This window comes from Variovorax ureilyticus, assembly GCF_037889935.1.
Taxonomy (GTDB): domain Bacteria; phylum Pseudomonadota; class Gammaproteobacteria; order Burkholderiales; family Burkholderiaceae_C; genus Variovorax; species Variovorax ureilyticus.
In genome coordinates this window covers 871,763-893,813 of sequence record NZ_JBBKZU010000001.1, presented here as the reverse complement: position 1 = coordinate 893,813, position 22,051 = coordinate 871,763, and the positions used below count along the sequence as shown (strand labels likewise).

General features: G+C 66.8%; 23 protein-coding genes. 16 read left to right on the top strand and 7 right to left on the bottom strand.

All coding sequences use genetic code 11. The features are described 5' to 3' along the window. Window positions 1-10: 10 nt before the first annotated feature. The 3 genes from WKW77_RS04285 to cydX are packed head-to-tail and all read left to right on the top strand — an operon-like array spanning window position 11 to window position 2,947. Window positions 11-1,612, top strand: a complete 1,602-nt coding sequence (locus WKW77_RS04285) for a cytochrome ubiquinol oxidase subunit I (RefSeq protein WP_340355564.1) — start codon at window positions 11-13, stop codon at window positions 1,610-1,612. Between the two features lie 16 nt (window positions 1,613-1,628). After that, a complete protein-coding gene (gene cydB, locus WKW77_RS04280) occupies window positions 1,629-2,783 on the top strand; it encodes a cytochrome d ubiquinol oxidase subunit II (protein WP_340355563.1) in 1,155 nt (384 codons plus the stop codon). Between the two features lie 32 nt (window positions 2,784-2,815). After that, the gene (cydX, locus tag WKW77_RS04275) at window positions 2,816-2,947 is read left to right on the top strand and encodes a cytochrome bd-I oxidase subunit CydX (protein ID WP_340355562.1); all 132 of its coding nucleotides are present in this window, start codon (window positions 2,816-2,818) and stop codon (window positions 2,945-2,947) included. Here the strand turns inward: cydX and WKW77_RS04270 are convergent. Continuing rightward, entirely contained in the window at window positions 2,944-3,516 is a 573-nt protein-coding gene (locus tag WKW77_RS04270) for a GbsR/MarR family transcriptional regulator (protein ID WP_340355561.1), read from the bottom strand. The genes cydX and WKW77_RS04270 overlap by 4 nt on opposite strands. Window positions 3,517-3,565: 49 nt before the next feature. Next, complete coding sequence (locus WKW77_RS04265; protein WP_340355560.1) at window positions 3,566-3,985, bottom strand: cupin domain-containing protein; 420 nt, start codon at window positions 3,983-3,985, stop codon at window positions 3,566-3,568. Window positions 3,986-4,084: 99 nt separating this feature from the next. On the opposite strand from WKW77_RS04265, the gene aroC reads away from it, so the two are divergent. The 3 genes from aroC to WKW77_RS04250 all read left to right on the top strand — a co-directional run bounded on the left by aroC (window position 4,085) and on the right by WKW77_RS04250 (window position 8,062). Continuing rightward, window positions 4,085-5,206 carry a chorismate synthase gene (gene aroC, locus WKW77_RS04260; protein WP_340355559.1) on the top strand — a complete coding sequence of 374 codons (1,122 nt, stop codon included), beginning with the start codon at window positions 4,085-4,087 and terminating at the stop codon, window positions 5,204-5,206. Next, window positions 5,206-6,372, top strand: coding sequence for an MFS transporter (locus WKW77_RS04255; RefSeq protein ID WP_340355558.1), 1,167 nt, complete (start codon window positions 5,206-5,208; stop codon window positions 6,370-6,372). The genes aroC and WKW77_RS04255 overlap by 1 nt, the downstream gene beginning before the upstream one ends. Before the next feature lie 280 nt (window positions 6,373-6,652). Further along, entirely contained in the window at window positions 6,653-8,062 is a 1,410-nt protein-coding gene (locus WKW77_RS04250) for an MFS transporter (RefSeq protein ID WP_340355557.1), read from the top strand. 199 nt (window positions 8,063-8,261) lie between these two features. Here WKW77_RS04250 and WKW77_RS04245 read toward each other — a convergent pair whose 3' ends face one another. Then, window positions 8,262-9,047, bottom strand: a complete 786-nt coding sequence (locus WKW77_RS04245) for an IclR family transcriptional regulator domain-containing protein (RefSeq protein ID WP_340355556.1) — start codon at window positions 9,045-9,047, stop codon at window positions 8,262-8,264. Window positions 9,048-9,214: 167 nt separating this feature from the next. Between WKW77_RS04245 and WKW77_RS04240 the strand changes: the two genes are divergently transcribed. The 10 genes from WKW77_RS04240 to WKW77_RS04195 all read left to right on the top strand — a co-directional run bounded on the left by WKW77_RS04240 (window position 9,215) and on the right by WKW77_RS04195 (window position 19,081). Further along, window positions 9,215-10,138 (top strand): shikimate dehydrogenase family protein, encoded by a 924-nt coding sequence (locus tag WKW77_RS04240; protein WP_340355555.1) that lies wholly within the window; start codon window positions 9,215-9,217, stop codon window positions 10,136-10,138. A gap of 30 nt (window positions 10,139-10,168) precedes the next feature. Beyond that, window positions 10,169-11,050 (top strand): sugar phosphate isomerase/epimerase family protein, encoded by an 882-nt coding sequence (locus WKW77_RS04235; protein WP_340355554.1) that lies wholly within the window; start codon window positions 10,169-10,171, stop codon window positions 11,048-11,050. A gap of 67 nt (window positions 11,051-11,117) precedes the next feature. Beyond that, complete coding sequence (locus WKW77_RS04230) at window positions 11,118-12,281, top strand: ABC transporter substrate-binding protein (protein WP_340355553.1); 1,164 nt, start codon at window positions 11,118-11,120, stop codon at window positions 12,279-12,281. 22 nt (window positions 12,282-12,303) lie between these two features. After that, window positions 12,304-13,179: a branched-chain amino acid ABC transporter permease gene (locus WKW77_RS04225; protein WP_340355552.1), complete on the top strand. Its 876-nt coding sequence runs from the start codon at window positions 12,304-12,306 to the stop codon at window positions 13,177-13,179. Then, entirely contained in the window at window positions 13,176-14,171 is a 996-nt protein-coding gene (locus tag WKW77_RS04220) for a branched-chain amino acid ABC transporter permease (protein ID WP_340355551.1), read from the top strand. The genes WKW77_RS04225 and WKW77_RS04220 overlap by 4 nt, the downstream gene beginning before the upstream one ends. A 58-nt stretch (window positions 14,172-14,229) precedes the next feature. Further along, window positions 14,230-14,976 (top strand): ABC transporter ATP-binding protein, encoded by a 747-nt coding sequence (locus WKW77_RS04215; RefSeq protein ID WP_340355550.1) that lies wholly within the window; start codon window positions 14,230-14,232, stop codon window positions 14,974-14,976. A gap of 74 nt (window positions 14,977-15,050) precedes the next feature. Continuing rightward, window positions 15,051-15,740, top strand: a complete 690-nt coding sequence (locus tag WKW77_RS04210) for an ABC transporter ATP-binding protein (protein WP_340355605.1) — start codon at window positions 15,051-15,053, stop codon at window positions 15,738-15,740. Between the two features lie 21 nt (window positions 15,741-15,761). After that, entirely contained in the window at window positions 15,762-16,595 is an 834-nt protein-coding gene (locus tag WKW77_RS04205) for a shikimate dehydrogenase family protein (RefSeq protein WP_340355549.1), read from the top strand. Window positions 16,596-16,608: 13 nt separating this feature from the next. Continuing rightward, on the top strand, window positions 16,609-17,820 hold the full coding sequence (locus tag WKW77_RS04200; protein WP_340355548.1) for a lyase family protein: 1,212 nt from the start codon (window positions 16,609-16,611) through the stop codon (window positions 17,818-17,820). Window positions 17,821-17,854: 34 nt separating this feature from the next. Beyond that, the gene (locus WKW77_RS04195; protein ID WP_340355547.1) at window positions 17,855-19,081 is read left to right on the top strand and encodes a multidrug effflux MFS transporter; all 1,227 of its coding nucleotides are present in this window, start codon (window positions 17,855-17,857) and stop codon (window positions 19,079-19,081) included. On the opposite strand, the gene uraH (WKW77_RS04190) is transcribed toward WKW77_RS04195, so the two are convergent. From uraH (WKW77_RS04190) to WKW77_RS04175, 4 genes are all read right to left on the bottom strand, one after another. Next, the gene (uraH, locus tag WKW77_RS04190) at window positions 19,078-19,431 is read right to left on the bottom strand and encodes a hydroxyisourate hydrolase (protein WP_340355546.1); all 354 of its coding nucleotides are present in this window, start codon (window positions 19,429-19,431) and stop codon (window positions 19,078-19,080) included. The genes WKW77_RS04195 and uraH (WKW77_RS04190) overlap by 4 nt on opposite strands. Window positions 19,432-19,581: 150 nt before the next feature. After that, window positions 19,582-20,070 (bottom strand): hydroxyisourate hydrolase, encoded by a 489-nt coding sequence (gene uraH / locus WKW77_RS04185; protein WP_340355545.1) that lies wholly within the window; start codon window positions 20,068-20,070, stop codon window positions 19,582-19,584. A gap of 12 nt (window positions 20,071-20,082) precedes the next feature. Next, window positions 20,083-20,613 (bottom strand): 2-oxo-4-hydroxy-4-carboxy-5-ureidoimidazoline decarboxylase, encoded by a 531-nt coding sequence (uraD, locus tag WKW77_RS04180; RefSeq protein WP_340355544.1) that lies wholly within the window; start codon window positions 20,611-20,613, stop codon window positions 20,083-20,085. Continuing rightward, window positions 20,613-21,950, bottom strand: a complete 1,338-nt coding sequence (locus WKW77_RS04175) for an MFS transporter (RefSeq protein WP_340355543.1) — start codon at window positions 21,948-21,950, stop codon at window positions 20,613-20,615. Before WKW77_RS04175 ends, uraD begins: the two co-directional genes overlap by 1 nt. Window positions 21,951-22,051: the final 101 nt, after the last annotated feature.

Here is a 22,051-nt window from a genome sequence, read left to right as displayed (position 1 = left end):
AAGGAACCCCATGGACCTCGACATCGTCGCTCTCTCGCGATTGCAGTTCGCCTTGACGGCGCTGTATCACTTTCTCTTCGTTCCCTTGACGCTCGGACTGTCCATCCTCGTCGCGATCATGGAGACGGTGTATGTGATGACCGGCCGCACGATCTGGCGCGACATGACGAAGTTCTGGGGCCTGCTCTTCGGCATCAACTTCGCGATGGGCGTGGCGACGGGCATCGTCATGGAGTTCCAGTTCGGCATGAACTGGAGCTACTACAGCCACTATGTCGGCGACGTGTTCGGCGCGCCGCTCGCCATCGAAGGGCTGATGGCCTTCTTCCTCGAAGCGAGCTTCGTCGGCCTGTTCTTCTTCGGCTGGGAGCGCCTGTCCAAGGTGGCGCACCTGATCGTCGCGTGGCTGGTCGCGATCGGCTCGAACTTCTCGGCGCTGTGGATCCTGATCGCGAACGGCTGGATGCAGAACCCGGTCGGCGCTTCGTTCAATCCGCAGACGATGCGCATGGAGGTGACCGACTTCTTCGCGGTGCTGACCAACCCGGTCGCGCAGGCCAAGTTCGTGCACACGGTGTCGGCGGGCTACGTGGTGGCCTCGATCTTCGTGCTCGGCGTGTCGGCGTGGTACGTGCTCAAGGGCCGGCACCTGCAGTTGGCCAAGCGCTCGATGACCGTCGCCGCCTCGTTCGGTCTCGCGGCCTCGCTGTCAGTGGTGCTGCTCGGCGACGAATCGGGCTATCTCTCCACCGAACACCAGAAGATGAAGGTCGCCGCGCTCGAAGCGATGTGGAAGACCGAGCCCGCGCCGGCCGCGTTCACCGCCTTCGGCTTCCCCGACCAGCGCACCCGCGAGACGCACTTCGCGGTGCATATCCCCTGGCTGCTGGGACTGATCGGCACGCGCTCGCTGACCACCGAGATCCCCGGCATCGACGATCTCGTTCACCGTGCGGAGCTCAACATCCGCGTCGGCATCTCGGCCTACGACGCGCTGCAGAAGATCCGCGAGGCGGGCAGCAGCGGCGCGGTGCCCGAATCGGCCAAGACCATCTTCGAGGAGAACGGGCCTGCGCTCGGCTATGCGCTCCTGCTCAAGCGCTACGTCGACGATCCGCGCAAGGCAACGCCGGAGCAGGTCGCGCAGGCTGCGCTCGACACCATCCCACCGGTCTGGCAGCTCTACTGGTCCTTCCGGCTCATGGTCGGCCTCGGCATGTTCTTCATCGTGCTGACAGCGACCTTCTTCGTGCTCTCCGCGAGACGCAGGCTCGATGCGCATCCGTGGCTGCTCAAGGTGGCGGTGTTCGCGATTCCGTTGCCGTGGATCGCGGCGGAACTGGGCTGGATCGTCGCCGAGGTCGGCCGCCAACCGTGGGTGATCGAAGGCGTGCTGCCCACGGCGGTGGCGGTCTCGAACCTCGGCGCGGCCACGGTGCTCGCGACGATCGGGGTCTTCACGCTCATCTACTCGGTGCTTTTCATCATCGAGATGAAGCTGATGCTGGGCGCGATCCGCAAGGGGCCGATCGAGCACGGGACGCCCAGCCGCCCCGGAACCGACGCCCGAGCGGCCTCCGCACTGCGGCGTTCATCGCTGGCCGCCGAATGACCCCCGGAGCACGAACATGATCCTGCACACACTCCTTTCCTACGAATTCCTGCGTGTCGTCTGGTGGCTGCTGCTCGGCGTGCTGCTGGTCGGCTTCGCGGTGATGGACGGCTTCGACCTCGGCACCGGCATGCTGCTGCCTTTCGCCGGACGCAACGACCTGGAGCGACGCGTGATCATCAACAGCGTCGGACCCGTCTGGGAGGGCAACCAGGTCTGGCTGATCCTCGGCGGCGGCGCGATCTTCGCGGCCTGGCCGCAGCTGTACGCGGTGTCGTTCTCTGGCTTCTACGTCGCGATGTTCGCGATCCTCGTCGCGCTGATCCTGCGGCCGGTCGCCTTCAAGTTCAGGAGCAAGCGCGAGGACGCGGCGTGGCGCGGACGCTGGGATGCGGCGCTGTTCATAGGTGGCTTCGTGCCGTCGCTGATCTGCGGCGTCGCGATGGGCAATGTGCTCCAGGGCGTGCCGTTCCGCTTCGGGACCGACATGCACATCTACTACGACGGGACCTTCTTCGGCCTGCTCAATCCGTTCGCGCTGGTGTGCGGCCTGGTGTCGGTGGCGATGCTCGCGATGCACGGGGCCGCGTGGCTGCAGTTGAAGACGGAGGGTGCGGTGGCGGACCGCGCGCGCAGCTACGGGAGCATCGCCGCCTTGCTGACGGTGGCCCTGTATGCGGTGGCCGGCTTCCTGCTGTGGAAGTTCGTCGACGGCTATCGGGTGACCAGTTCACTGCCGCCCGACGGTCCATCGAATCCGCTGCTCAAGACGGTCGAGACCCACGCGGGAGCCTGGTTCACCAACTACGCGGCCCATCCCGTGCTGTACGTCGTTCCGGGCCTGGGGCTTGCCGGTGCGCTACTGGCGTTCATCGGCTTTCGCGCGCGTGCGGAACTGATGACCCTGCTGGCCAGCGCGCTCGGCATCGCCGGCATCATCCTGAGCGTCGGCGTGTCGATGTTCCCGTTCATCCTGCCTTCATCGGCGGATCCGCGCGCGAGTCTCACCGCATTCGACTCGTCGTCGAGTCATCTCACGCTGTTCATCATGCTGGCGGTGACGGCGATCTTCATTCCGATCATCGTGGCCTACACCGGCTGGATCTATCACGTGCTGCGCGGCAAGGTCGATCGCGACGCCATCCGCGAAGAGCGCGGACACGCCTACTGACCGAATCCAAGAATCAACGAGGAACGAATTCCATGTGGTACTTCGCCTGGATCCTGGGGCTGCCGCTGGCAGCGACGTTCGCGGTGCTCAACGCGATGTGGTACGAACTGATGGATGACGAGGCCACCCGGCACGACAAGCTGGACACGCCGCACGGCGGCTAGCCCGGCGTCTTCTTGCGCGCCGAGCCGGTGATGCGGTCCTTGAGGCCGAGCACCTTCGTCACGGTCGAACCCATGCCCATGAGCTGCATCGCGGTCTCGGGCGCGAGGCGCTGCACGTCGTCGAACCACTTCATGAGGCGGTCGATCAGGTCGTGCATCTCGCGCATGCGCTGCTGGGCATGGCGCTCCTCGTCGGAGGAGGGCTCTTCGAGCATCGCATTGCGCAACATCGAGAGCGTGGGCTCGATCTCGCGGCGGCGGCGCTCCTCGGCGAGCACGCGGAAGATCTCCCACACATCGGACGGGGCCTCGAAATACTCGCGCCGGTCGCCGGGCTGGTGCCGCAGGTGCACCAGCCGCCACGACTGAAGCTCCTTGAGGCCCATGCTGACGTTCGAGCGCGAGAACTCCAGCAACTCGGCGATCTCGTCCGCGTTGAGTGCGCGTTCGGAAATGAAGATCAGCGCATAGATCTGCCCGACCGTCCGGTTGATGCCCCATTTGCTTCCCATCTCTCCGAAGTGGGCGACGAACTGGCGGCTGAGCGGCGGCAGGGTGGATGCAGGCATCCGGCGATTTTCGTGCCGAAATGCTGCACGTTCAGGAAATACTGAAAACTCACCAGGCCGTCGGCGGCGGCACCTCGCACACCGGGTCGACGTCCACGCTCTTGAAGTCCGCAGGCGAGACGATCTCGAGGTACTCCATGTCGGGCGAGTAGTCGAAGAGGTAGTGCCGGATGCCCGGGCGCTGGTGCACCACGTCGCCGGCCTCGACGAGGGTTTCCTTGTCCTCGTACATGAAGCGGGCCCAGCCCTTCACCATGATCACGATCTGGAAGTCCGCTTCGTGGCGGTGCCATCCGGTGCCCGCTTCCGGTGCCATGTTGGCCTTGACGAGGTGCGCGATCACCTTGCCGTGGGTGGCCTCGGCGATTCCGAGATCGCGGTAGAGGAAGAAGTCGCGCAGGCCGCCCGAGACGTACTCGGTATCCGTCGGCTTGACATGGGAGAACTTCGTGTCGGTCCGATCCAGCATGAGCGTTCCTTTGAAGAGGGGATGCTGCGCCGCAGCATGCATAAAGCGTTCCCGTGGGGCCGCCGGCTCGGCGGTGCCGACGCTGGGATAATCCGCGCCATGAGCGGCAATACCTTCGGCACCCTTTTCGCAGTCACCAACTTTGGTGAATCCCATGGCCCCGCGATCGGATGCGTGATCGACGGCTGCCCGCCCGGCATGGCCCTCACCGAAGCGGACATCCAGGGAGACCTCGATCGCCGGCGCCCCGGCACCAGCCGCCACGTCACCCAGCGCAACGAGCCCGATGCGGTGCAGATCCTGAGCGGCGTGTACGAAGGCAAGACCACCGGCACGCCGATCGCCCTCCTGATCCAGAACACCGACCAGCGCAGCAAGGACTACGGGCAGATCGCGCAGCAGTTCCGCCCCGGCCACGCCGACTTCACCTATTGGAAGAAGTACGGCATCCGCGATCCGCGCGGCGGCGGGCGTTCGTCGGCACGGCTCACCGCGCCGATGGTCGCGGCGGGCGCGGTGGCCAAGAAGTGGCTCTTCGAGAAGTACGGCACCGTGTTCCGCGGCTGCATGTCGCAGATCGGCGAGATCGCGATTCCCTTCGAAAGCTGGGAGCATGTGCCGAACAACCCGTTCTTCGCCCCGATTGCCGACGTCTCGCACCTCGAGGCATACATGGATTCGCTGCGGAAGGCCGGCGACTCCTGCGGCGCGCGCATCCGCGTGACCGCGTCGAACGTGCCCGTGGGCCTCGGCGAGCCGCTCTTCGACAAGATGGATGCCGACATCGCCTGGGCCATGATGGGCATCAATGCAGTGAAGGGCGTCGAGATCGGCGCCGGCTTCGCGAGCGTCGCGCAGCGCGGCACCGTGCACGGCGACTCGATCACGCCCGCGGGCTTCGAGACCAACAACGCCGGCGGCGTGCTCGGCGGCATCACGACGGGGCAGGACCTCGACGTGAGCATCGCGATCAAGCCCACCAGCTCGATCATCAGCCCGCGCCAGTCGATCGACGTGAACAACCAGCCAGTCGAGGTCGTCACCAAGGGCCGCCACGATCCGTGCGTGGGCATCCGCGCGACGCCGATCGCGGAGGCGATGCTGGCGCTGGTCGTCATCGAGCATGCCTTGCGCAACCGCGCGCAGTGCGGTGATGTGAATACGTCGGCGGACAAGGCGAGCGCCTCCGAACCTTCGTCGCCCCAGGCGTCCTTCCTGTAATGCAGGTGGCCGGTGGCAAGGGCCATCTGCTGGCCTTTGCCGGGCTGTCGGCGAGCTACTTCGCCCACATCGGCTTCTTCAACCCGTACCTTCCGCTCTGGCTGAAGGATCTGGGGCTGCCGATCTTCGTCATCAGCCTGCTGACATCCGTACAGTCGGTGACGCGCGTCTTCGCGCCGTATGCGTGGGGCGCCTTGAGCGACCACACGGGCGAGCGCGTCAAGCTGCTGCGCTTCAGCGCGGCCGTGGCGCTGGTGTCGTCGTTCGGTCTCTGGTGGAACGGCGGGCCGTGGTGGCTGGGCCTCGTGCTGCTCGTGATGTTCACGCACACCAGCTCGATGATGTCGCTCACCGAGGCCGCGATGGCGCATCTGGTGGCCGGCGACTGGGGCCGCTACGGGCGCATCCGGCTGTGGGGCTCGGCGGGATTCCTGGTCACGGTGTTCTTCGCGGGCGAGTGGTTCGAACGCTTCGGCATGCGGCACTTTCCCGCCTGGGCGGCCGGCACGCTGGCGGTCGTGCTGGTCGCGACGCTGCGCCTGCCCGACGTGCGCGAACCGGTCACGGCGCATTCGCACGAGAAACTGCCGGTCGGTCCGGTGCTGCGCATTCCGGCCGTGCGGTGGTTCTTCGCCTCGCTGTTCTTCCACGTGATGTCGCACTTCGCGGTCTACGGCTTCCTGTCGCTGTACCTCGATTCGCTGGGCTACGGCAAGGGAACGATCGGGCTGCTGTGGGCGCTGTCGGTGGTGGCCGAGATCGCTTGGTTCTTCCTCCAGGGCCGGCTGCTGGGGCTCTTGGCCATGCCCCGGTGGCTGGTGCTGTGCGGTGTCGCGACGGTGCTGCGCATGGGCACCACCGCCGGGCTGGGCCAGTGGATCTGGGCGCTGGTGGTGGCGCAACTGCTGCATGCGCTTTCGTTCGCGGCGCACCACACCACCTGCATCGCGATGGTGACGCGGCACTTTCCGGGCCGGCTGCGCGGCCGTGGGCAGGCGCTCTTCACGGTGATCGGCTACGGCTTTGGCGGTGTGCTCGGCGTGCTCGCCGGCGGTGCGATCGCACAGCGCTTCGGCTATGTCGTCATGTTCGGGGTGGCCACGGCGCTGGCCGTGGTGGCCAGCTTCTGCGCGTGGCGGGCGCAGAAGCTCGAAAAGGCGGTTTGATCGTCAGTCCGGCCCGGCGCTCGCGGCGTCCGGATGGATGCCGTGGAAGCCGCCGGGAAGAAAAAACGCGCTGACTGCGAGATTCAGGAGAAACCCGTAGAGCGTTCGATCATCGATCGCGCCAGTACGATCATTGATCCGTATCGCCAGATTCTGCTGGGCCGGGTCGGGGGCCGCGCTCTACATTCACCCTGCGCACCGCGAACTGCGCGATAGCCGAACGACACCGGCCGGACCCGTCCCAAGTCCGCCGCCCCTCGACCACCATCCGGAGAGACAAATGAGCAACCCCCAGGACTCGGAACCGAAAGGCCGACACCAATCCAAGAAGGCGGCCGCCAGCGGCTGGATCGGCTCGGCATTGGAGTATTACGACTTCTTCATCTACGCGACCGCCGCGTCGCTGATCTTTCCCCAGATCTTCTTCCCGAAGGGCGACCCCACGATCGCCATCGTCGCCTCGCTGGCGACCTACGGCGTCGGCTACGTGGCGCGGCCCATCGGCGCCTTCGTGCTCGGGCACTGGGGCGACACCAAGGGCCGCAAGCACATGCTGCTGATCTGCATGTTCCTCATGGGCTTCTCGACCATCGCCGTCGGCCTGCTGCCGACCTACGACCAGGTCGGTCTGCTGGCGCCGGTCCTGCTGGTGCTCCTGCGACTGATCCAGGGCTTCGCGGTGGCCGGTGAGATCTCGGGCGCCAGTTCGATGATCCTGGAGCACGCGCCGTTCGGCCGACGCGGCTTCTTCGCCAGCTTCACGCTGCAGGGCGTGCAGGCCGGGCAGATCCTGGCCGCCGCCGTGTTCCTCCCGCTCGCGCACTACATGCCCGACGACGCCTTCCTGAGCTGGGGCTGGCGCATTCCGTTCATTCTGAGCTTCGTGGTGATCGTGGCCGGCTACATCATCCGCCGTGAAGTGGACGAGACGCCCGCGTTCACCGAAGAGGTCGGCACCGAAGCCGCGCCGAAAGCCCCGGTCATCGAGGCTTTCACGCAGAGCTGGAAGGACATGCTGCGCGTGGTCTGCGCCGCGCTGATGAACGTGATCCCTGTCGTCGCCACCGTGTTCGGCGCCGCCTACGCGGTGCAGCCGGCCTACGGCATCGGCTTCCAGAAGGACATCTACCTGTGGATTCCGGTGCTCGGCAACATCCTCGCGGTGATCGTCATCCCGATGGTGGGCAACCTGTCGGACAGGATCGGCCGCAAGCCGCCGATCGTGCTCGGTTCGCTCGGCGCGGGTCTGCTGTCGTTCGGCTATCTCTATGCGATCAGCATCCACAACGTGCCGCTCGCCATCGTGATGTCGCTGCTGATGTGGGGCATCGTGTACCAGGGCTACAACGCGGTCTTCCCGAGCTTCTATCCCGAACTCTTCCCGACCCGCACCCGCTGCTCTGCGATGGCGATCTCGCAGAACCTCGGCACTGCCATCACCGCGATGCTGCCGGCCCTGTTCGTTGCCGTTGCGCCTCCCGGTGCGGCCAACATCCCGATGATCATCGGCGCGCTGACCCTCGGCATCACCGCCATCGCTGCCATCGCCGTGATGAGTGCCCGCGAAACCTACCGCATCCACCTCAACGATCTCGGCAAGCCGAACGCGGTGCCCGTCCCGAAGGACGAATACGACCGCCTGCGCGCCCAGACGCTCGCCGAAGCCTCGCTGACCAAGGCCGTCGCCTAAGCCGCAGGCAACCCAGAAACCCCACGGAACCGGCTTAGCCGGGCCGTTGGGGTTGCCCCCTGAAAGGGGGTGCAGAGCCACACGAAGTGGGCGAGGCTGGGGGTGAGTCAAGTGACCCCACGGAACCGGCTTTGCCGGGCCGTCGGGGTTGCCCCCTGGAAGGGGGTGGAGAGCGACACGAAGTGCGCGAGCCTGGGGGTCAGATCAGATTCCGCATGGCCTGCGCGGTTTCTCGCAGTACGGGGAGGACGCGGGCGACCGCGTCCTCGCTGCTTTCATGGCCCATGGGCATCGTCACGTTCAAGGCGCCGACCAGTTCGCCGTGACGATCCCGCAGCGGCACCGCGATGCCGCGTGAATTCAGATCCAGTTGCTGCTCGGACAGCGCCCACCCCTGCGCCCGAATGCGTGCGAGTTCGAGCTTCATGCGCTCCTTGCTCGCAATCGTGTGCGACGTGAACACCGCCAGTTCGTGCGTCGCGAGCCATGCGCCCAGTTCCTCGTCGGTGCGCATCGCCAGCATCAGCATCCCCGATGCCGTCACCTGCGCCGGCACCCGGGCGCCGAGCACATAACCGGTGCTCATGCTCCGGTTCGGGCCGTTGCGTGCGATGTAGACCACTTCGTCGCCGTCCATCACGCTCAGGTAGGCGATCTCGTGCGTGCCGGCCGCCACCCGCTGCAGGAAGGGCTGCACGATCCGCGGCAGCCGCGCGGATTCCAGGTACGACTGCCCGAGGCGCAGCACGCGCGGCGTGAGCCAGAAGAGCTTGCCGTCGCTCGCCACATAACCCATGTGCTGCAGCGTGAGCAGGTAGCGCCGCGCCGCGGTGCGCGTCATGCCGGTGCGCTGGCCGGCTTCGCTGGCGGTCATGCGCTGGTGCGCGTCGTCGAAGGCCTCGATGATCGAGACGCCGCGCTCGAGGCCGGCGATCCAGTCGCGCTTGTCGAGGCCGGGCGGCGTGGGGGATGCCTCGCTGTCCATGGTGTTTGTGGGACAAACCCTCAATTCGTTCGATGATCGAACAGTGTAGTTCGATAATCGTTTTTCCACACCTTCACTTGCTACGATCCATTCACATCGACCGCTACATTAGCGGCGCCTCGTCAGTGATTCGGTCGATAGTCGAACAACTTGAAGCGAGACACGCCATGTTTCCATCCATCGTCGGCAGCACGTCCCTCTACCTCCTTCCGGGCGATCCGGTCACGAACGTGCGCCTGCCGCGGATGTTCAACGCGGTGTTCGAGCGCTGCGGCATCGATGCGGTGATGGCACCGGTGCAGGTGGGAAGGCGCGACCTCGCCGTCTTCGTCAAGGCGGCGTTCCTCGCGAGGAACGTGCGCGGCATGGTGATCGCGCCGCCGCACAAGCCGTCGCTGGTCGATCTGCTCGACGGCTGCGGTCTTTTCGGCCGGGTCGCAGGTTCCGCCAATGTGGTGCGCCGCATCGAGAACGGCGAACTCGAAGGCGACCTCTTCGACGGCGAAGGCCTGATCGGCGCGCTCGACCGCTACAACATCCCGTTCCGCGGCAAGCGCGTGCTGATCCTCGGCGCGGGCGTCAGCGCGGCGGCCATCGGCGTCGCGCTGGCTGAGGGCGGCACGGTCAACGGCGCCGAGCACATCGCTTTCTACGACGTGGCGGCGGGCAAGGCGGCCGGCGTCGCTGCCAAGCTCGACGCCTTCTTCGATGCGACGACGGTCGCCGTGGACAGCAACGATCCCGCCGGCTACGACCTCGTCGTCAACGCCACCTCGCTCGGCCTGAAACCCGAGGACCCGCTGCCTGTGGACGTCGCCCGCATGGATTCGCATGCCGCGCTGTTCGACATCCTCCTGCGCGGCCAGCCCACGCCCATCGTGCGCGCGGCGCGCGAGCGTGGCCTGAATGCGCAAGCCGGCTTCGAGATGCTGATCCAGCAGATGCCGCACTACCTCGATTTCTTCGGCCACAAGGACGCCGCCAACGCGCTGCGCCATGACGCCAATTTCCTGCGCGAGCTGATCTACCCGGCCTCCATGGCCGGCGAGATCCATGCGCCGCTGCGCTATCACTCGGCCAGCGTGGCCTGACGCGCGGCCAACCTTACGACAGAGACTCCCATGGCCATCGCCCTCGACCGCTTCGGCTTCAACACCGTCACCATGGGGGGCGAGCTCGGCCACAAGCTGGAGTGCATGAAGGCGGCCGGCTTCTCGGGCGTGGAGCTCTGGGCGCGCGATCTCATCAACCATCCGGCCGGCGTCGAGAAGGCGGCGCAGCTCGTGAAGCAGAGCGGCCTCAAGGTCACCGACTTCCAGCCGCTGCGCGACTTCGAATGCGCGCCCGACGCCATGCGTCCGCACCGGCTCGAAATGGCCCGTGAGCAGCTTCGCCAGATGGCGCTGGTCGGCACCGATCTGCTGCTGTGCTGCTCGACCACCTCGCCGCTGGCGATCGACGACCCGGACCGTGCCGCGGAAGACCTGCGCACGCTCGCCACGCTGGCGACGCCGCTGGGCATCCGCATCTGCTACGAGGCGCTTTCGTGGGGGCGGCACACCAACCGCTGGCACCAGGCGTGGGACATCGTGCGCCGGTGCGACCGCGAGAACGTCGGCCTCAACCTCGACTTCTTCCACATGTCCGTGCACGGCGACGACACGCCCGAGACGCTCAGGCAGCTTGCCGATGTGCCGGTGGAAAAGATCTTCCTCGTGCAGCTTGCCGACTACTTCTTCGAATACAGCGACCGCCAGTCCGACATGATCGAACTGGCCCGCCACCAGCGCCTGTTCCCGGGCGAGGGCCTGCACGACGCGCGCGACATGGTGCAGCTCCTCGAAGACAAGGGCTACCGCGGCCACTACACCTTCGAGGTGTTCAACGACGACTACGTGAACTCCGACCCGATGGTGGTCGGAGAGCGCGCCATGAAGAGCGCGCGCTGGCTCAGCGAGTCGCATGTCGCGGACGGCGAGCCGGCCCGCGCACCGAACGCCTGAGGCAAGGCGTTCGTCGGATCGATCGACACGAATCACGAACCAATCAACCACCAAAGAGGAGACTTCGATGACCATTCTTCAAACCCGCAAGTTCGCGATCCGCCTGGCTGCGGCGTGCGCGCTGGCCGCCTGCGCAAGCGGTGCCTTCGCCCAGAACACCATCCAGGTGGCCAACATCCAGGAGCTGTCAGGCACGGGCGCCACGGCGGGCACGAACTTCAGGAATGGCGTCGAGCTCGCGATCAAGGAAATCAACGCCTCCGGCGGCATCCTCGGCAAGAAGATCGAAAGCGCGATCAGCGACACGCAGTCCAACCCCGGCGTCGCCAAGGCGATGGCCGCCAAGGCGGTCGACAACGGCGTGATCGCTGTGTTCGGGCCCGGCTTCTCGGGCTCGATGATCGTCAGCATGGCCGAGACGCGCCGCGGCGAAACGCCGAACTTCACCGGCGCCGAGGCCACCGCGATCACCGCGCAGGGCAATCCCTTCGTCTTCCGCACGAGCTTCTCGCAGGTCAACGCGATGCCCAAGCTGGCGCGCTACGTGGCCGCCAATCTCAAGGCCAAGACCATCGCCGTGATCTTCGTCAACAACGATTTCGGCAAGGGCGGGCGCGATGCGTTCATGAAGTCCGCCGAAGCGAACGGCATCAAGATCGTCGCCGACATCTCGACCGAGCCGGGGCAGGTCGACTGGTCCGCGCCGGTACTCAAGGCCAAGCAGAGCAATCCGGACGCGGTGTTCGTCTACACCAACGAAGAAGAGTCGGCGCGCGCGCTGCGCGAGCTGCGCAAGCAGGGCTGGACCAAGCCGATCCTCGGCGAGACGGTGCTGCCGAGCCAGAAGGTGATCGAGCTGGCCGGTGAATCCGCCAACGGCATCCTGGCGCACGTGGGCCTCACGGTCGACGCGCCGATCCCGAGCATGCGGGCCTTCCGCGCGAAGTTCGAGAAGGAATACAAGTACATCCCCGACCACAACGGCATCAAGGGCTACACCAGCGTCTACATGTTCAAGGCCGGCGTCGAGAAGGCGGGCAAGCTCGACCGCATCGCGATCGCCAAGGCGCTGCACGGCCTGACGATTCCGGTGGCGAAGGAGCCCGGCGTGCTGATGGACGTGACCATCGACGACAAGGGCGATCTCGACCGCGAGAGCTTCATCGTCGAGGTGAAGAACGGCAAGCAGGAAGTGAAGGAAATCCTGCCCGCACTGGGCAAGAAGCAGTAAGCGCCGCAGCAAGCAAGGTCCCATGACCGACTTCCTGCAGCTCTTCTTTTCCGGGCTCGCCACCGGCGCGATCTATGCGCTGGCGGCGCTCGGCTTCACGCTGCTCTGGCAGGCCAGCGGCACCATCAACTTCGCCCAGGGCGAGTTCGTGATGCTGCCGGCCTTTGCCATGCTGGCGTTCATGTCGTTCGGTGCGCCGCTGGCGGTGAGCTTCGTGCTCACCATCGCGGTGGCGGTGGGGGTGCTCGGCTGGGCCTTCAAGCGCGGCCTCGTCGATCCACTCCTCAAGTACGGAATGATGCCGATCGTGGTCGCCACCATCGGCCTCTCGATCGCCATGCGCAACGGCGTGCGCGCAGCCTACAGCGCCGAGGCGCAGCCCTTCCCGAGCCTGTTCCCGGACAAGCTCTTCAACGTGGCCGGCGTGACGATCACGATGGGCGACCTCGGCACCTTCGTGCTCGCGGTGGCGATCGTGCTGGCGACGCAGGCCTTCCTCGTGAAGACGGTCACGGGCCGCGCGATGCAGGCCGTGGCGCAGAACACCGAAAGCGCCAGCGTGCTCGGCATCAACGTGCCGCGCATGGTGTTCTACACCTTCGCGATCAATGCGGCGCTCGCGGTGGCGGCGGCGCTGCTGGTCACGCCGACCTACCTCGCCAAGTTCGACATGGGCGAAAGCCTCGGCAGCAAGGCGTTCTTCGCGGCCATCATCGGCGGCTTCAACAATTCGCGCGGCGCGCTGGTGGGCGGGCTGATCGTGGGCGTGGCGGAGAACCTCGCGGCGGCCTACATCTCGCCGGCCTACAAGGACGCGGTGGCATTGGTGATCTTCATGGTCGTGATCCTCTTCAAGCCGCAAGGCCTCCTCGGGAAGAAGGAGGAACGGAAGGTATGAAAAAGCTCAATGCCTTCTTCATCGCCGCCGCGCTGGCCGCGATGCTCGTGGCGCCGCAGTTCCTGAAGAACTACGGCGTGTACCTCTTGAGCTACTGGCTGATCTTCATCATCGCGACGATGGGGCTCAACCTCACGGTCGGCTATGCGGGGCAGAAGTCGCTCGGCCACGCGGCCTTTCTCGGCATCGGGGCGTACACCATGGCGCTGGTGCTCAAGGCAGGGTTCAGCTTCTGGCTGGGGCTGCCGCTCGCGGCAGTGCTGTGCTTCGCGGTCGGGCTGGTGCTCGGCTTCCCGGCGCTGCGGGTGCAGACCATCTACCTCGCCTTCGCCACGCTGGGCTTCAACACCGCGATCTGGCTGGTGATGCGCAACGAGGAATGGCTCACCGGCGGCACCTTCGGCATCAACAACGTGGCGCGGCCATCGCTCTTCGGCCTCTCGCTGGAGGGCAACCGGCCCTACTACTACCTGGTGCTGGCGATCGCGGTGGTGCTCGCGCTCGCGCTCGGGGGCCTCCTGCGTTCGCCGTGGGGCAAGGCCTTCACCGCGCTGCGCGACAACCCGATCCGCGCCGAGAGCCTGGGCATCAGCGTGCGCGGCTACACGCTGCTGAGCTTCGCGATCGGCGCCGCCTACGCGGGCGTGGCGGGCGGCCTGTTCGCCTCGCTGGTGCAGTTCATCGAGCCGGCGCCGTTCACGGTGGCGGCGTCGATCATGATGTACCTCATGGTCGTGGTCGGCGGGCCGGGCTACTTCTGGGGGCCGGTGCTGGGCGCGGCGGTCGGCGTGGTGCTGCCGGAATGGCTGCGCGACGTGCCGGGCGTGTCCGACTGGTATCTGCCGATGTTCGGCGCGGCCGTGGTGCTGCTGATGGTGTGGCTGCCCGATGGGCTGCTGTCGATACCCGATCGCATCAGGGCGCGACGCGAATCGCGCGAGGCATCGCGGGCACGCGCCGCCATGGCGCAGAAGGTGGGGGTGGTGCAATGAGCGCCGCCCGGCCGCCCGAAGGCGCTCGCGCCGCAGCGCGAAGCGCGGAGGTTTCCCTATGAGCACGCCTGTCCTTCGCGTGACCGACCTGCGCAAGTCCTACGGCGCGATCCAGGCCGTCGGCGGCGTGAGCTTCGAGGTCCGTCCCGGCGAGATCTTTGGCGTCATCGGCCCCAACGGCTCCGGCAAGACCACGCTGTTCAACTGCATGCTCGGGCAGATCACGCCCGATGCCGGACGCATCGAACTCAATGGCGACGACGTCACGAAGCTCGGGCCGCTGGAACTCAACCGGCGCGGCGTCGGCCGCACTTTCCAGACGCTGCAGGTCTTCGGCAAGATGACCGTGCGCGAGAACCTCATCGTCGCCGCGCAAGAGCACCAGGGCACGATGTGGAGCCGCATGTTCGCGCCCGGCGATTCGGGACTCGGCCCCAAGGCCGATGCGCTGATCGACCAGTTCCGCATCCGCCACGTCGCCGACAAGAAGGCCGGCACGCTGTCCTACGGCCAGCAGAAGCTGGTGGACATCGGCATGGCCTTCATGAGCGACCCGGACCTGGTGCTGCTCGACGAGCCCTGCGCCGGCGTGAACCCGAGCCTGGTGAGCGGCCTGTCGTCGCTGCTGAAGGACCTCAACCGCACGCGCCGCGGCAGCTTCGTGGTGATCGAGCACAACATGGACTTCGTGATGGACCTGTGCCACCGCATCATGGTGATGGTCGAAGGCAAGGTGATGGCCATCGGCACGCCCGCGGAGATCCGTGCCAACAAGCAGGTGCTGGACGCCTACCTGGGGAATTGACCGTGACGAACCTCGCCAACAATTCCGATACCTGCATCGAGTTCGACAACGTCGTCGCGGGCTACAAGGATTTCATGATCCTCAACAACCTGTCGTTCAAGGCGAAGCGCGGCAGGATCACGCTGCTGCTCGGGCCCAACGGCGCGGGCAAGTCCACGGTGCTGAAGACGATGTTCGGCCTGCTCAAGGTGCGGCAGGGTGCGATCCGCCTCGACGGGCAGGACATCACCGGCGCCAGCGCGCGCGACCTGCTCGTGAAGCACGGCGTCGCCTTCGTCCCGCAGGGGCGCAACCTGTTCGGCCAGCTCACCGCCTTCGAGAACCTCGAACTCGGCGGCATCACGCTGGGCATGAAGACCACGCGCGAGCGCATTCCCGAGGTGCTGGAGTTCTTCCCGCGCGTCAAGGAACGCATGCACAGCGCGGCGGCGTCGCTCTCGGGCGGCGAGCAGAAGCAGCTCGAAGTGGGCCGTGCGCTGCTGCTGCGGCCCAAGGTGATCCTGATCGACGAGCCTTCGATCGGGCTGTCGCCGATCGTGGTGCAGGATGTGTTCAAGCTGCTGCGCCGGCTGGCGGACGGCGGCACCACGGTGCTGATGGTCGAGCAGAACGTGAAGAGCGCGCTGCGCATGGCCGACGAGGCGATCGCGCTCGAATCCGGCCGCCTCGTGCTGCACAAGCGGGCCGACGAGCTTCTGGCCGACCCGAACATCGAACGACTTTTCCTCGGCGGCGCCCATGCGGCGGCAGCGGCGACCGCGTGATTCATCCATAGGACCACTGCAATGATTTCCGGCAAGACCACCCTCATCGCCCATCTGGGCTACCCGACCGAGAGCTTCAAGGCTCCGATGATCTACAACCCCTGGTTCGACAAGCAGGGCATCGACGCGGTCGTCATCCCGATGGGCGTGAAGCCCGAGGACTACCCGGAAGTGTTCGCCTCGGTCTTCAAGTTCACCAACCTTCGCGGCGCGCTCGTGACGATGCCGCACAAGATCACGACGATGTCGCTGGTCGACGAGGTCACGCCCACCGCGATGATCGCAGGTGCGTGCAATGCGGTGCTCAAGCGCGCCGACGGCAAGCTGGTCGGCGACCAGTTCGACGGCGCGGGCTTCGTGCGCGGCGTGCAGCGCAAGGGCCGTTCGCTCGACGGCGCGCGGGTGCTGGTGTCGGGTAGCGGCGGCGTCGGGTCGGCCATCGCGGCCTCGCTGGCGGCCGCCAACGTCGCGGAGATGGGGCTGTTCGACATGAACGGCGCGTCGGCCGATGCACTCGCGCAGCGGCTGCGCACTCATTACCCGAAGCTCAAGGTCACGACCGGCTCCAACGACCCGGCGGGCTTCGATCTGGTGGTCAATGCCACGCCGCTCGGCATGAAGGAAGGCGATCCGCTGCCCTTCGACATCGACCGCATCGCGCCCACCACCTTCGTCGGCGAAGTGGTGATGAAGAGCGAATACACGCCGCTGCTGCGCGCCGCCAAGGAAAAGGGCTGCGCGGTGCAGGTCGGCACCGACATGCTCTTCGAGATGATCCCGGCCTATCTCGAATTCTTCGGCTACGGCACCGCCACCGCCGAAGAGCTTCGAGCCGTCGCCACGCTGGCCTACTGAAACCCCGAGCGCCATGAGCGTCTTCGAAGGATTCCTCTCCACCTCCGAAACGCTGGCCGCGTTCAGCGAACACCACTTCGTCGATGCGATGCTGCGCTTCGAGGCCGCACTGGCACGGGCGCAGGCGCAGGTCGGACTGATTCCCGAATCGGCCGCGCAGTCGATCGTCGGCAGCTGCAAGGTCGAGCTCTTCGACGTCGCGAAGATCGTGCGCGACAGCGGCCGCGCCGGCAGCGTCGCGCTCCCGCTCGTGAAGAGCCTCAAGGAGGCCGTGGGCCTCTTCAACGCCGACGCGGTGGCCTACGTGCATTTCGGCAGCACCAGCCAGGACGTGATCGATACCGCCATGGCACTGGTCACGCGCGAGGCGGTGTCGCTGGTCCAGGCCGACCTCGCCAAGGCTGCGCAGGCGCTGCTGCGACATGCCGAGATACATGCGATCACGCCGATCCTCGCGCGCACGCTGATGCAGCCCGCCTCGGTCACCAGCTTCGGACTCAAGTGCGTCGGCTGGGCGGCGCCGCTGGTGCGCAGCCGCGATCGAATTTCGCAGGCCGCCCGATGCGCGCTGAACGTGCAACTCGGCGGCGCCGTGGGCACGCTGGCGCAGATGAAAGGGCAGGGCTCCCAGGTACGCCGCCACATGGCCGAGGCACTGGGACTCGGCGATCCGGGCGCGACCTGGCACACGCAGCGCGACGAATGGGTCGCGCTCGGCTGCGAACTCGGCATCATGGTCGGCAGCCTCGGCAAGATCGCGAAGGACATCTCGCTGATGGGCCAGTGGGAAGTCGGCGAACTGGCCGAGCCGAGCGAGCCCGACCGCGGCGGTTCGTCGGCGATGCCGTACAAGCGCAACCCGGTCGCCGCCATGGCCGCGCTCGCCGCGGCCGAGCGCGCGCCGCAGCGTGTCGCCGCATTGCTCCAGGCGATGTCGCAGGAGCACGAGCGGGCCCTCGGCGCATGGCAGGCCGAACTCGGCGAATGGCCGCAGTTGCTGATGGCGGCGCATGGCAGCGTGCGTGCGCTCGCAGGGGCTTTGCCGGGCCTGCAGGTGGACGCGGCGCGGATGCGGTCCAATATCGACCGGTTGCGCGCCGAACTCCCCCGCGATGCCGCCGACGAATGGTTCGATCCGGCGCTTGCCGTCCCTGCCGGCGAGATCGCGTTGGCGCAGGCGCTGGTGCTGCAGGCCCGACTCAATCCACCCCAACTCGCCAGATGACCTCATCTTCGATGCCGCCCGCGGACGCACCCACGTGAGCGGGCAGTCCTCCCGGAGCGGCCTCTCGTTCGTGCTCCTGCTGCCGCTGCTTCTGGCGGCGCAGCCCGTCGCCACCGACAGCTATCTCCCGGCCTTGCCGGCCATCGCGCGCGAGCTGGGCGCGGCCAGTTCGAGCCTCACCGTCTTCGTGCTCGCCTTCGGCCTGGGCCAGTTGCCTTGCGGGCCGCTGTCGGACCGCTTCGGCCGCCGTCCGGTGCTGCTGGTCGGGCTCGCGCTCTACATGGCCGCCGCGCTCGGCGGTGCGCTGGCGACCGGCATCCCGATGCTGGCGGCGTGCCGCGCGCTGCAGGGCTTCTCGATGGCCGCGATCCTCGTCTGCGCACGTGCGGCTGTGCGCGACCTGTACCCGGCGCATGAAGGTCCGCATGTGATGGCGCGCGGCCTCACCGGTCTCGGCGTGGTGGCGCTGATCGCGCCGGTGGCCGGAGCCTATGCGGTGCAGGCCACCGGCTGGCGCTGGGTGCTCGGCGGCATGGCGGTCTATGCGCTGATCCTGTGGGGACTGTGCCTGCGCGGCTTCCATGAGACGCGTGTGCCCGCTGCGGCGTCCGGCGTGCAGGCAGCCAAGGGACGCGTGCGCGACGTGTTCGCGAGCCCCAGCTTTCGCGCGTGGGCCAGCGTCGCCGCCGCGACCTACGGCGGCATCTTCTGCTTCCTGCTTCTTTCGCCGATGGTCTACATCAGCTACCTCGGTTTTTCGCCCGCGTGGTATGGCTGGATTCCCGCCTTGGGCTCGCTCGTCTACATCTTCAGCACCATGCTGTGCCGCCGGTTGCTCACGCGCGTGGGTGCCGTTCGCGCGGTGCAGCGGGCGTCGCTGCTCAGCCTGGCGGGGCCGTTGGTGCAGGCGCTCGGTTGCTGGCTCCTGCCGCACGCGGCGTGGCCGCTCCTTCTCGGGCACGCGATCTACTGCGTGGGCCACGGCATTCATCAGCCGTGCGGACAGGCCGGCGCGCTGGTCGACCTGCCGCATCTGGCCGGCCGCGCCGTCTCTTGGTCGGGATTCGGGATGATGGCGGTCGCGTTCGTGGTCGGGCAACTCGCGGCGAGCTTCGTCGATCCGCAGCTCAGCAACGGTGCTTGGCCGATGGTGGCGCCGATGGCGCTGGCGGGCGTGGCGCTGGTGTTGATCGCCTTCCTCTGGCTGCCGCGCCTGCGGACCGCGTGCTCAAGGACTTCGGGCGGAGCCTCTGGAGACTAGCTTCCGCGGTACGTCGAGCAGCTCCACGGCGTGCACAGCATCGGTACGTGGTAGTGCTGCTGCGTATCGAAGATCGCGAAGCGCACCGGCACGGTGTCGAGGAAGGGCGGATCGCCTTCGCCGCCCGGCTGCTTGCGGAAGTAGTCGCCGACGTGGAACAGCAACTCGTACTGCCCGACCTTTGCCGCATCGGGCGCGAGCACCGGCTGGTCCGTGCGGCCGTCTGCGTTGGTGGTGACGGTCTTCACGAGTTTCCAGCCGTCGCCGTCGCGAACGGAGAAATCGATGCGCATGCCCGCGCCGGGGCGGCCCGTGCCGCTGTTGAGTACATGGGTGGAAATGCCGGCCATGTGTTGTCTCCTTGATGATCGATGAAGCCCAGGGTGGCACCGCAGGCCCTTTCGCAGGCACCCGCGGAACCGGCTCGGCCGGGCCGCAGGGGTGCGCCCCTTGAGGGGTGCAGAGCCACACGAAGTGGGCGAGGCTGGGGGGAGCCTTGGTCAGCTGCCGCGGTAGTACGAGTAACCCCAGGGGGTGAACAGGATCGCGAGGTGGATGCGTTCCGCCGGGTTCGTGATGCGAAAGCGCACCGGCACCTGCGAGAGGAAGTTCGGCTTCGGCAACGGCGTTCCGCGTGCGGCGAAGTAGTCCTCGAACTGCAGCAGCAGCTCGTAGCGGCCGGGTTGATAGCTCGCATCGACCAGCAGCGGCTCGTCGGTACGGCCGCCCTTGTTGGTCTCGAAGCGCCGCAGCACGCGCAGGTCGTCGCCGTCGTATTTCGACAGCTGCACCTTCATGCCGGCGCCAGGCGAGCCGTTGTGCGTGTCGATCGCGTGCATCGTGAGGCGCGGGCTCAGGTTGAGCTGGGAGACGGGCGCGGTCGTGAGTGCGGCCGGCGCGTTCTGCGCCACCGCGGTGCCGGCCGCGATGCTGCCGAGTGCAAGGCCCGCGGGCAGGAAGGCGCGGCGGGTGAGGATGGGCGTGGTCATGGGGTCGCTCCGTCAATGGGCTAGCAATCTGCCGAGGCGCAGGCGCGTGATGATGGATATCTGCTCGATAGCCGCATCGAGCTCCGTATCGGTGTCGCGCCCGGTGCGCGTGCGCAGCGCCTCGAAGATCTGCGAACGGGTGTTCTTGAGCACCGCGATGATGAAGGGGAAGCCATGCTTCGCCGCGTACTCCGCATTGAGCCGGCGCAAGGTCTGCAGCTCGTCGCGTGTCAGCGCATTGAGGCCGGCCTGTTCGGCGGTCGAATGGTCCGTCATCGTGCCGGCCTGCGCTTCCTTGCCGGCCAGCTCCGGGTGCATGCGCAGGAAATCGATGCGTACCTCGCGGGAGGTCGCGCGCACCACGCCGATCATCGTGCGATGCAGGTGGTCGATGCTCGCGAAAGGCCGCTCGGCCCACGCCTGCGTCGCGACCCAGGGCGAGTGCTCGAACACGCCGCCCAGCGCGGCGACGAAGCGCACGCGGTCGAGCTGGTTGATGTCGGCCAGCGTGAGCGCATCGTGGGAAGAAAGCACCGCGCTCATCACTTCACCGCCTTCTTCACGAAGCGGGGGACGAAGGCAATGATCAGCACCGTTGCCAGGACCTCGATGGCCGCCACGATGAACAGGCCCGGCGACAGCAGCCCGGTCGACGTCTTGATCGCGCCGAGCATGAACGGTGCGCCGAAGCCTGCGAGGTTGGCGATCGAGTTGATCAGCGCCACGCCGCCCGCGGCCGCCGCACCGGCGAGGAAGCGGCCCGGCAGTTGCCAGAACACCGGGATCGCGCTCATCGTGCCGACGATGGCGAGCGTCTGCGCGGCCAGCGCGATCATCGGGCTCTGCTTCATGAAGAGCGCGGTCAGCGCGAGGCCGGCTGCGCCGAGCGCCGCCGCGATGGCGCAGTGCAGGCGGCTTTCCTGGTGCCGGTCGGAGCGCAGGCCGTTGTAGACCATGCCGATGGCGCCGCAGAGGTACGAGAAGGCCATGATCCAGCCGACCGTCGCGGGATTGGTGAAGCCCACTTCCTTGACCACCGACGGGCCGAAGAAGGTCAGCGACGAGTTGGCCGCGATGATGCAGAAATAGATCAGGATGAGCAGCCAGATGCGGCCGTCTTTCAGTGAAGCGAGCAGGCTCTCTTCGCGATGTCCGAGCGACTTGGCATCGCGCGCCATGTCCTCATGCACGAGCCGGCGCTGTTCGGCGGTGAGCCACTTGGCCTGCTCGGGCCGATCGGTCAGGTAGAACCAGGTCACGAGACCGGCGATCACCGACGGCACGCCTTCGATGAGGAACACCCACTGCCAGCCCGACCAGCCGTTGACGCCGTGCATGTTGTTCATGATCGTGCCGGCCAGCGGGCCGCCGATCACGCCGGCGATCGCCGAGGCCGACATGAACATGCCGAAGGCCTTCGCGCGCCGCTCGCTCGGATACCAGTAGGTGAGGTAGAGGATGATGCCGGGATAGAAGCCGGCTTCGAACACGCCCATCAGGAAGCGCAGGAAATAGAACATCCCGGCCGTCTTCACGAACATCGTCGCGATGCAGACGAAGCCCCAGCCGATCGTGATGCGCATGATGGTCTTCTTCGCGCCGATCTTCTGCAGCAGCAGGTTCGAGGGCACTTCGAAGAAGAAGTAGCCGAGGAAGAAGATGCCGGCGCCCAGGCCGTAGATCGCTTCGCTCCAGCCGAGCTCGTCGAGCATCGTGAGCTTGACGAAGCCGACGTTGACGCGGTCGACCCAGGCCAGGACCCAGAGTACGAAGATGAAGGGAATGATGCGCCAGGTGATGCGGCTGTAGGCCGCATCGAGCGCGCTGGCCGGCGGCGCTTCAGGCGCAACGGCGGTTTGAGGGACTTCCAGGGTGGCCATGCAACAAACTCCTTGGCGGTTCACGAGGGTGTCATCGAAAGGTGTCTGGATTGGGCCAGCCGACCCCCTGCGCTGTCGATAGCGGGGCGGCATGTGAATCG

What these genes read in the sequence shown, in the direction of transcription:
- cydB (WP_340355563.1), top strand. Translation starts at nt 1,629, where the DNA reads ATGATCCTGCACACACTCCTTTCCTACGAATTCCTGCGTGTCGTCTGG.
- cydX (WP_340355562.1), top strand. Translation starts at nt 2,816, where the DNA reads ATGTGGTACTTCGCCTGGATCCTGGGGCTGCCGCTGGCAGCGACGTTC.
- uraH (WP_340355545.1), bottom strand. Translation starts at nt 20,070, where the DNA reads ATGACCACGCCCATCCTCACCCGCCGCGCCTTCCTGCCCGCGGGCCTT.
- WKW77_RS04255 (WP_340355558.1), top strand. Translation starts at nt 5,206, where the DNA reads ATGCAGGTGGCCGGTGGCAAGGGCCATCTGCTGGCCTTTGCCGGGCTG.
- aroC (WP_340355559.1), top strand. Translation starts at nt 4,085, where the DNA reads ATGAGCGGCAATACCTTCGGCACCCTTTTCGCAGTCACCAACTTTGGT.
- WKW77_RS04220 (WP_340355551.1), top strand. Translation starts at nt 13,176, where the DNA reads ATGAAAAAGCTCAATGCCTTCTTCATCGCCGCCGCGCTGGCCGCGATG.
- WKW77_RS04270 (WP_340355561.1), bottom strand. Translation starts at nt 3,516, where the DNA reads ATGCCTGCATCCACCCTGCCGCCGCTCAGCCGCCAGTTCGTCGCCCAC.
- WKW77_RS04230 (WP_340355553.1), top strand. Translation starts at nt 11,118, where the DNA reads ATGACCATTCTTCAAACCCGCAAGTTCGCGATCCGCCTGGCTGCGGCG.
- WKW77_RS04285 (WP_340355564.1), top strand. Translation starts at nt 11, where the DNA reads ATGGACCTCGACATCGTCGCTCTCTCGCGATTGCAGTTCGCCTTGACG.
- WKW77_RS04175 (WP_340355543.1), bottom strand. Translation starts at nt 21,950, where the DNA reads ATGGCCACCCTGGAAGTCCCTCAAACCGCCGTTGCGCCTGAAGCGCCG.
- WKW77_RS04210 (WP_340355605.1), top strand. Translation starts at nt 15,051, where the DNA reads ATGATCCTCAACAACCTGTCGTTCAAGGCGAAGCGCGGCAGGATCACG.
- WKW77_RS04245 (WP_340355556.1), bottom strand. Translation starts at nt 9,047, where the DNA reads ATGGACAGCGAGGCATCCCCCACGCCGCCCGGCCTCGACAAGCGCGAC.
- WKW77_RS04240 (WP_340355555.1), top strand. Translation starts at nt 9,215, where the DNA reads ATGTTTCCATCCATCGTCGGCAGCACGTCCCTCTACCTCCTTCCGGGC.
- WKW77_RS04250 (WP_340355557.1), top strand. Translation starts at nt 6,653, where the DNA reads ATGAGCAACCCCCAGGACTCGGAACCGAAAGGCCGACACCAATCCAAG.
- uraD (WP_340355544.1), bottom strand. Translation starts at nt 20,613, where the DNA reads ATGAGCGCGGTGCTTTCTTCCCACGATGCGCTCACGCTGGCCGACATC.
- WKW77_RS04215 (WP_340355550.1), top strand. Translation starts at nt 14,230, where the DNA reads ATGAGCACGCCTGTCCTTCGCGTGACCGACCTGCGCAAGTCCTACGGC.
- WKW77_RS04200 (WP_340355548.1), top strand. Translation starts at nt 16,609, where the DNA reads ATGAGCGTCTTCGAAGGATTCCTCTCCACCTCCGAAACGCTGGCCGCG.
- uraH (WP_340355546.1), bottom strand. Translation starts at nt 19,431, where the DNA reads ATGGCCGGCATTTCCACCCATGTACTCAACAGCGGCACGGGCCGCCCC.
- WKW77_RS04265 (WP_340355560.1), bottom strand. Translation starts at nt 3,985, where the DNA reads ATGCTGGATCGGACCGACACGAAGTTCTCCCATGTCAAGCCGACGGAT.
- WKW77_RS04205 (WP_340355549.1), top strand. Translation starts at nt 15,762, where the DNA reads ATGATTTCCGGCAAGACCACCCTCATCGCCCATCTGGGCTACCCGACC.
- WKW77_RS04235 (WP_340355554.1), top strand. Translation starts at nt 10,169, where the DNA reads ATGGCCATCGCCCTCGACCGCTTCGGCTTCAACACCGTCACCATGGGG.
- WKW77_RS04225 (WP_340355552.1), top strand. Translation starts at nt 12,304, where the DNA reads ATGACCGACTTCCTGCAGCTCTTCTTTTCCGGGCTCGCCACCGGCGCG.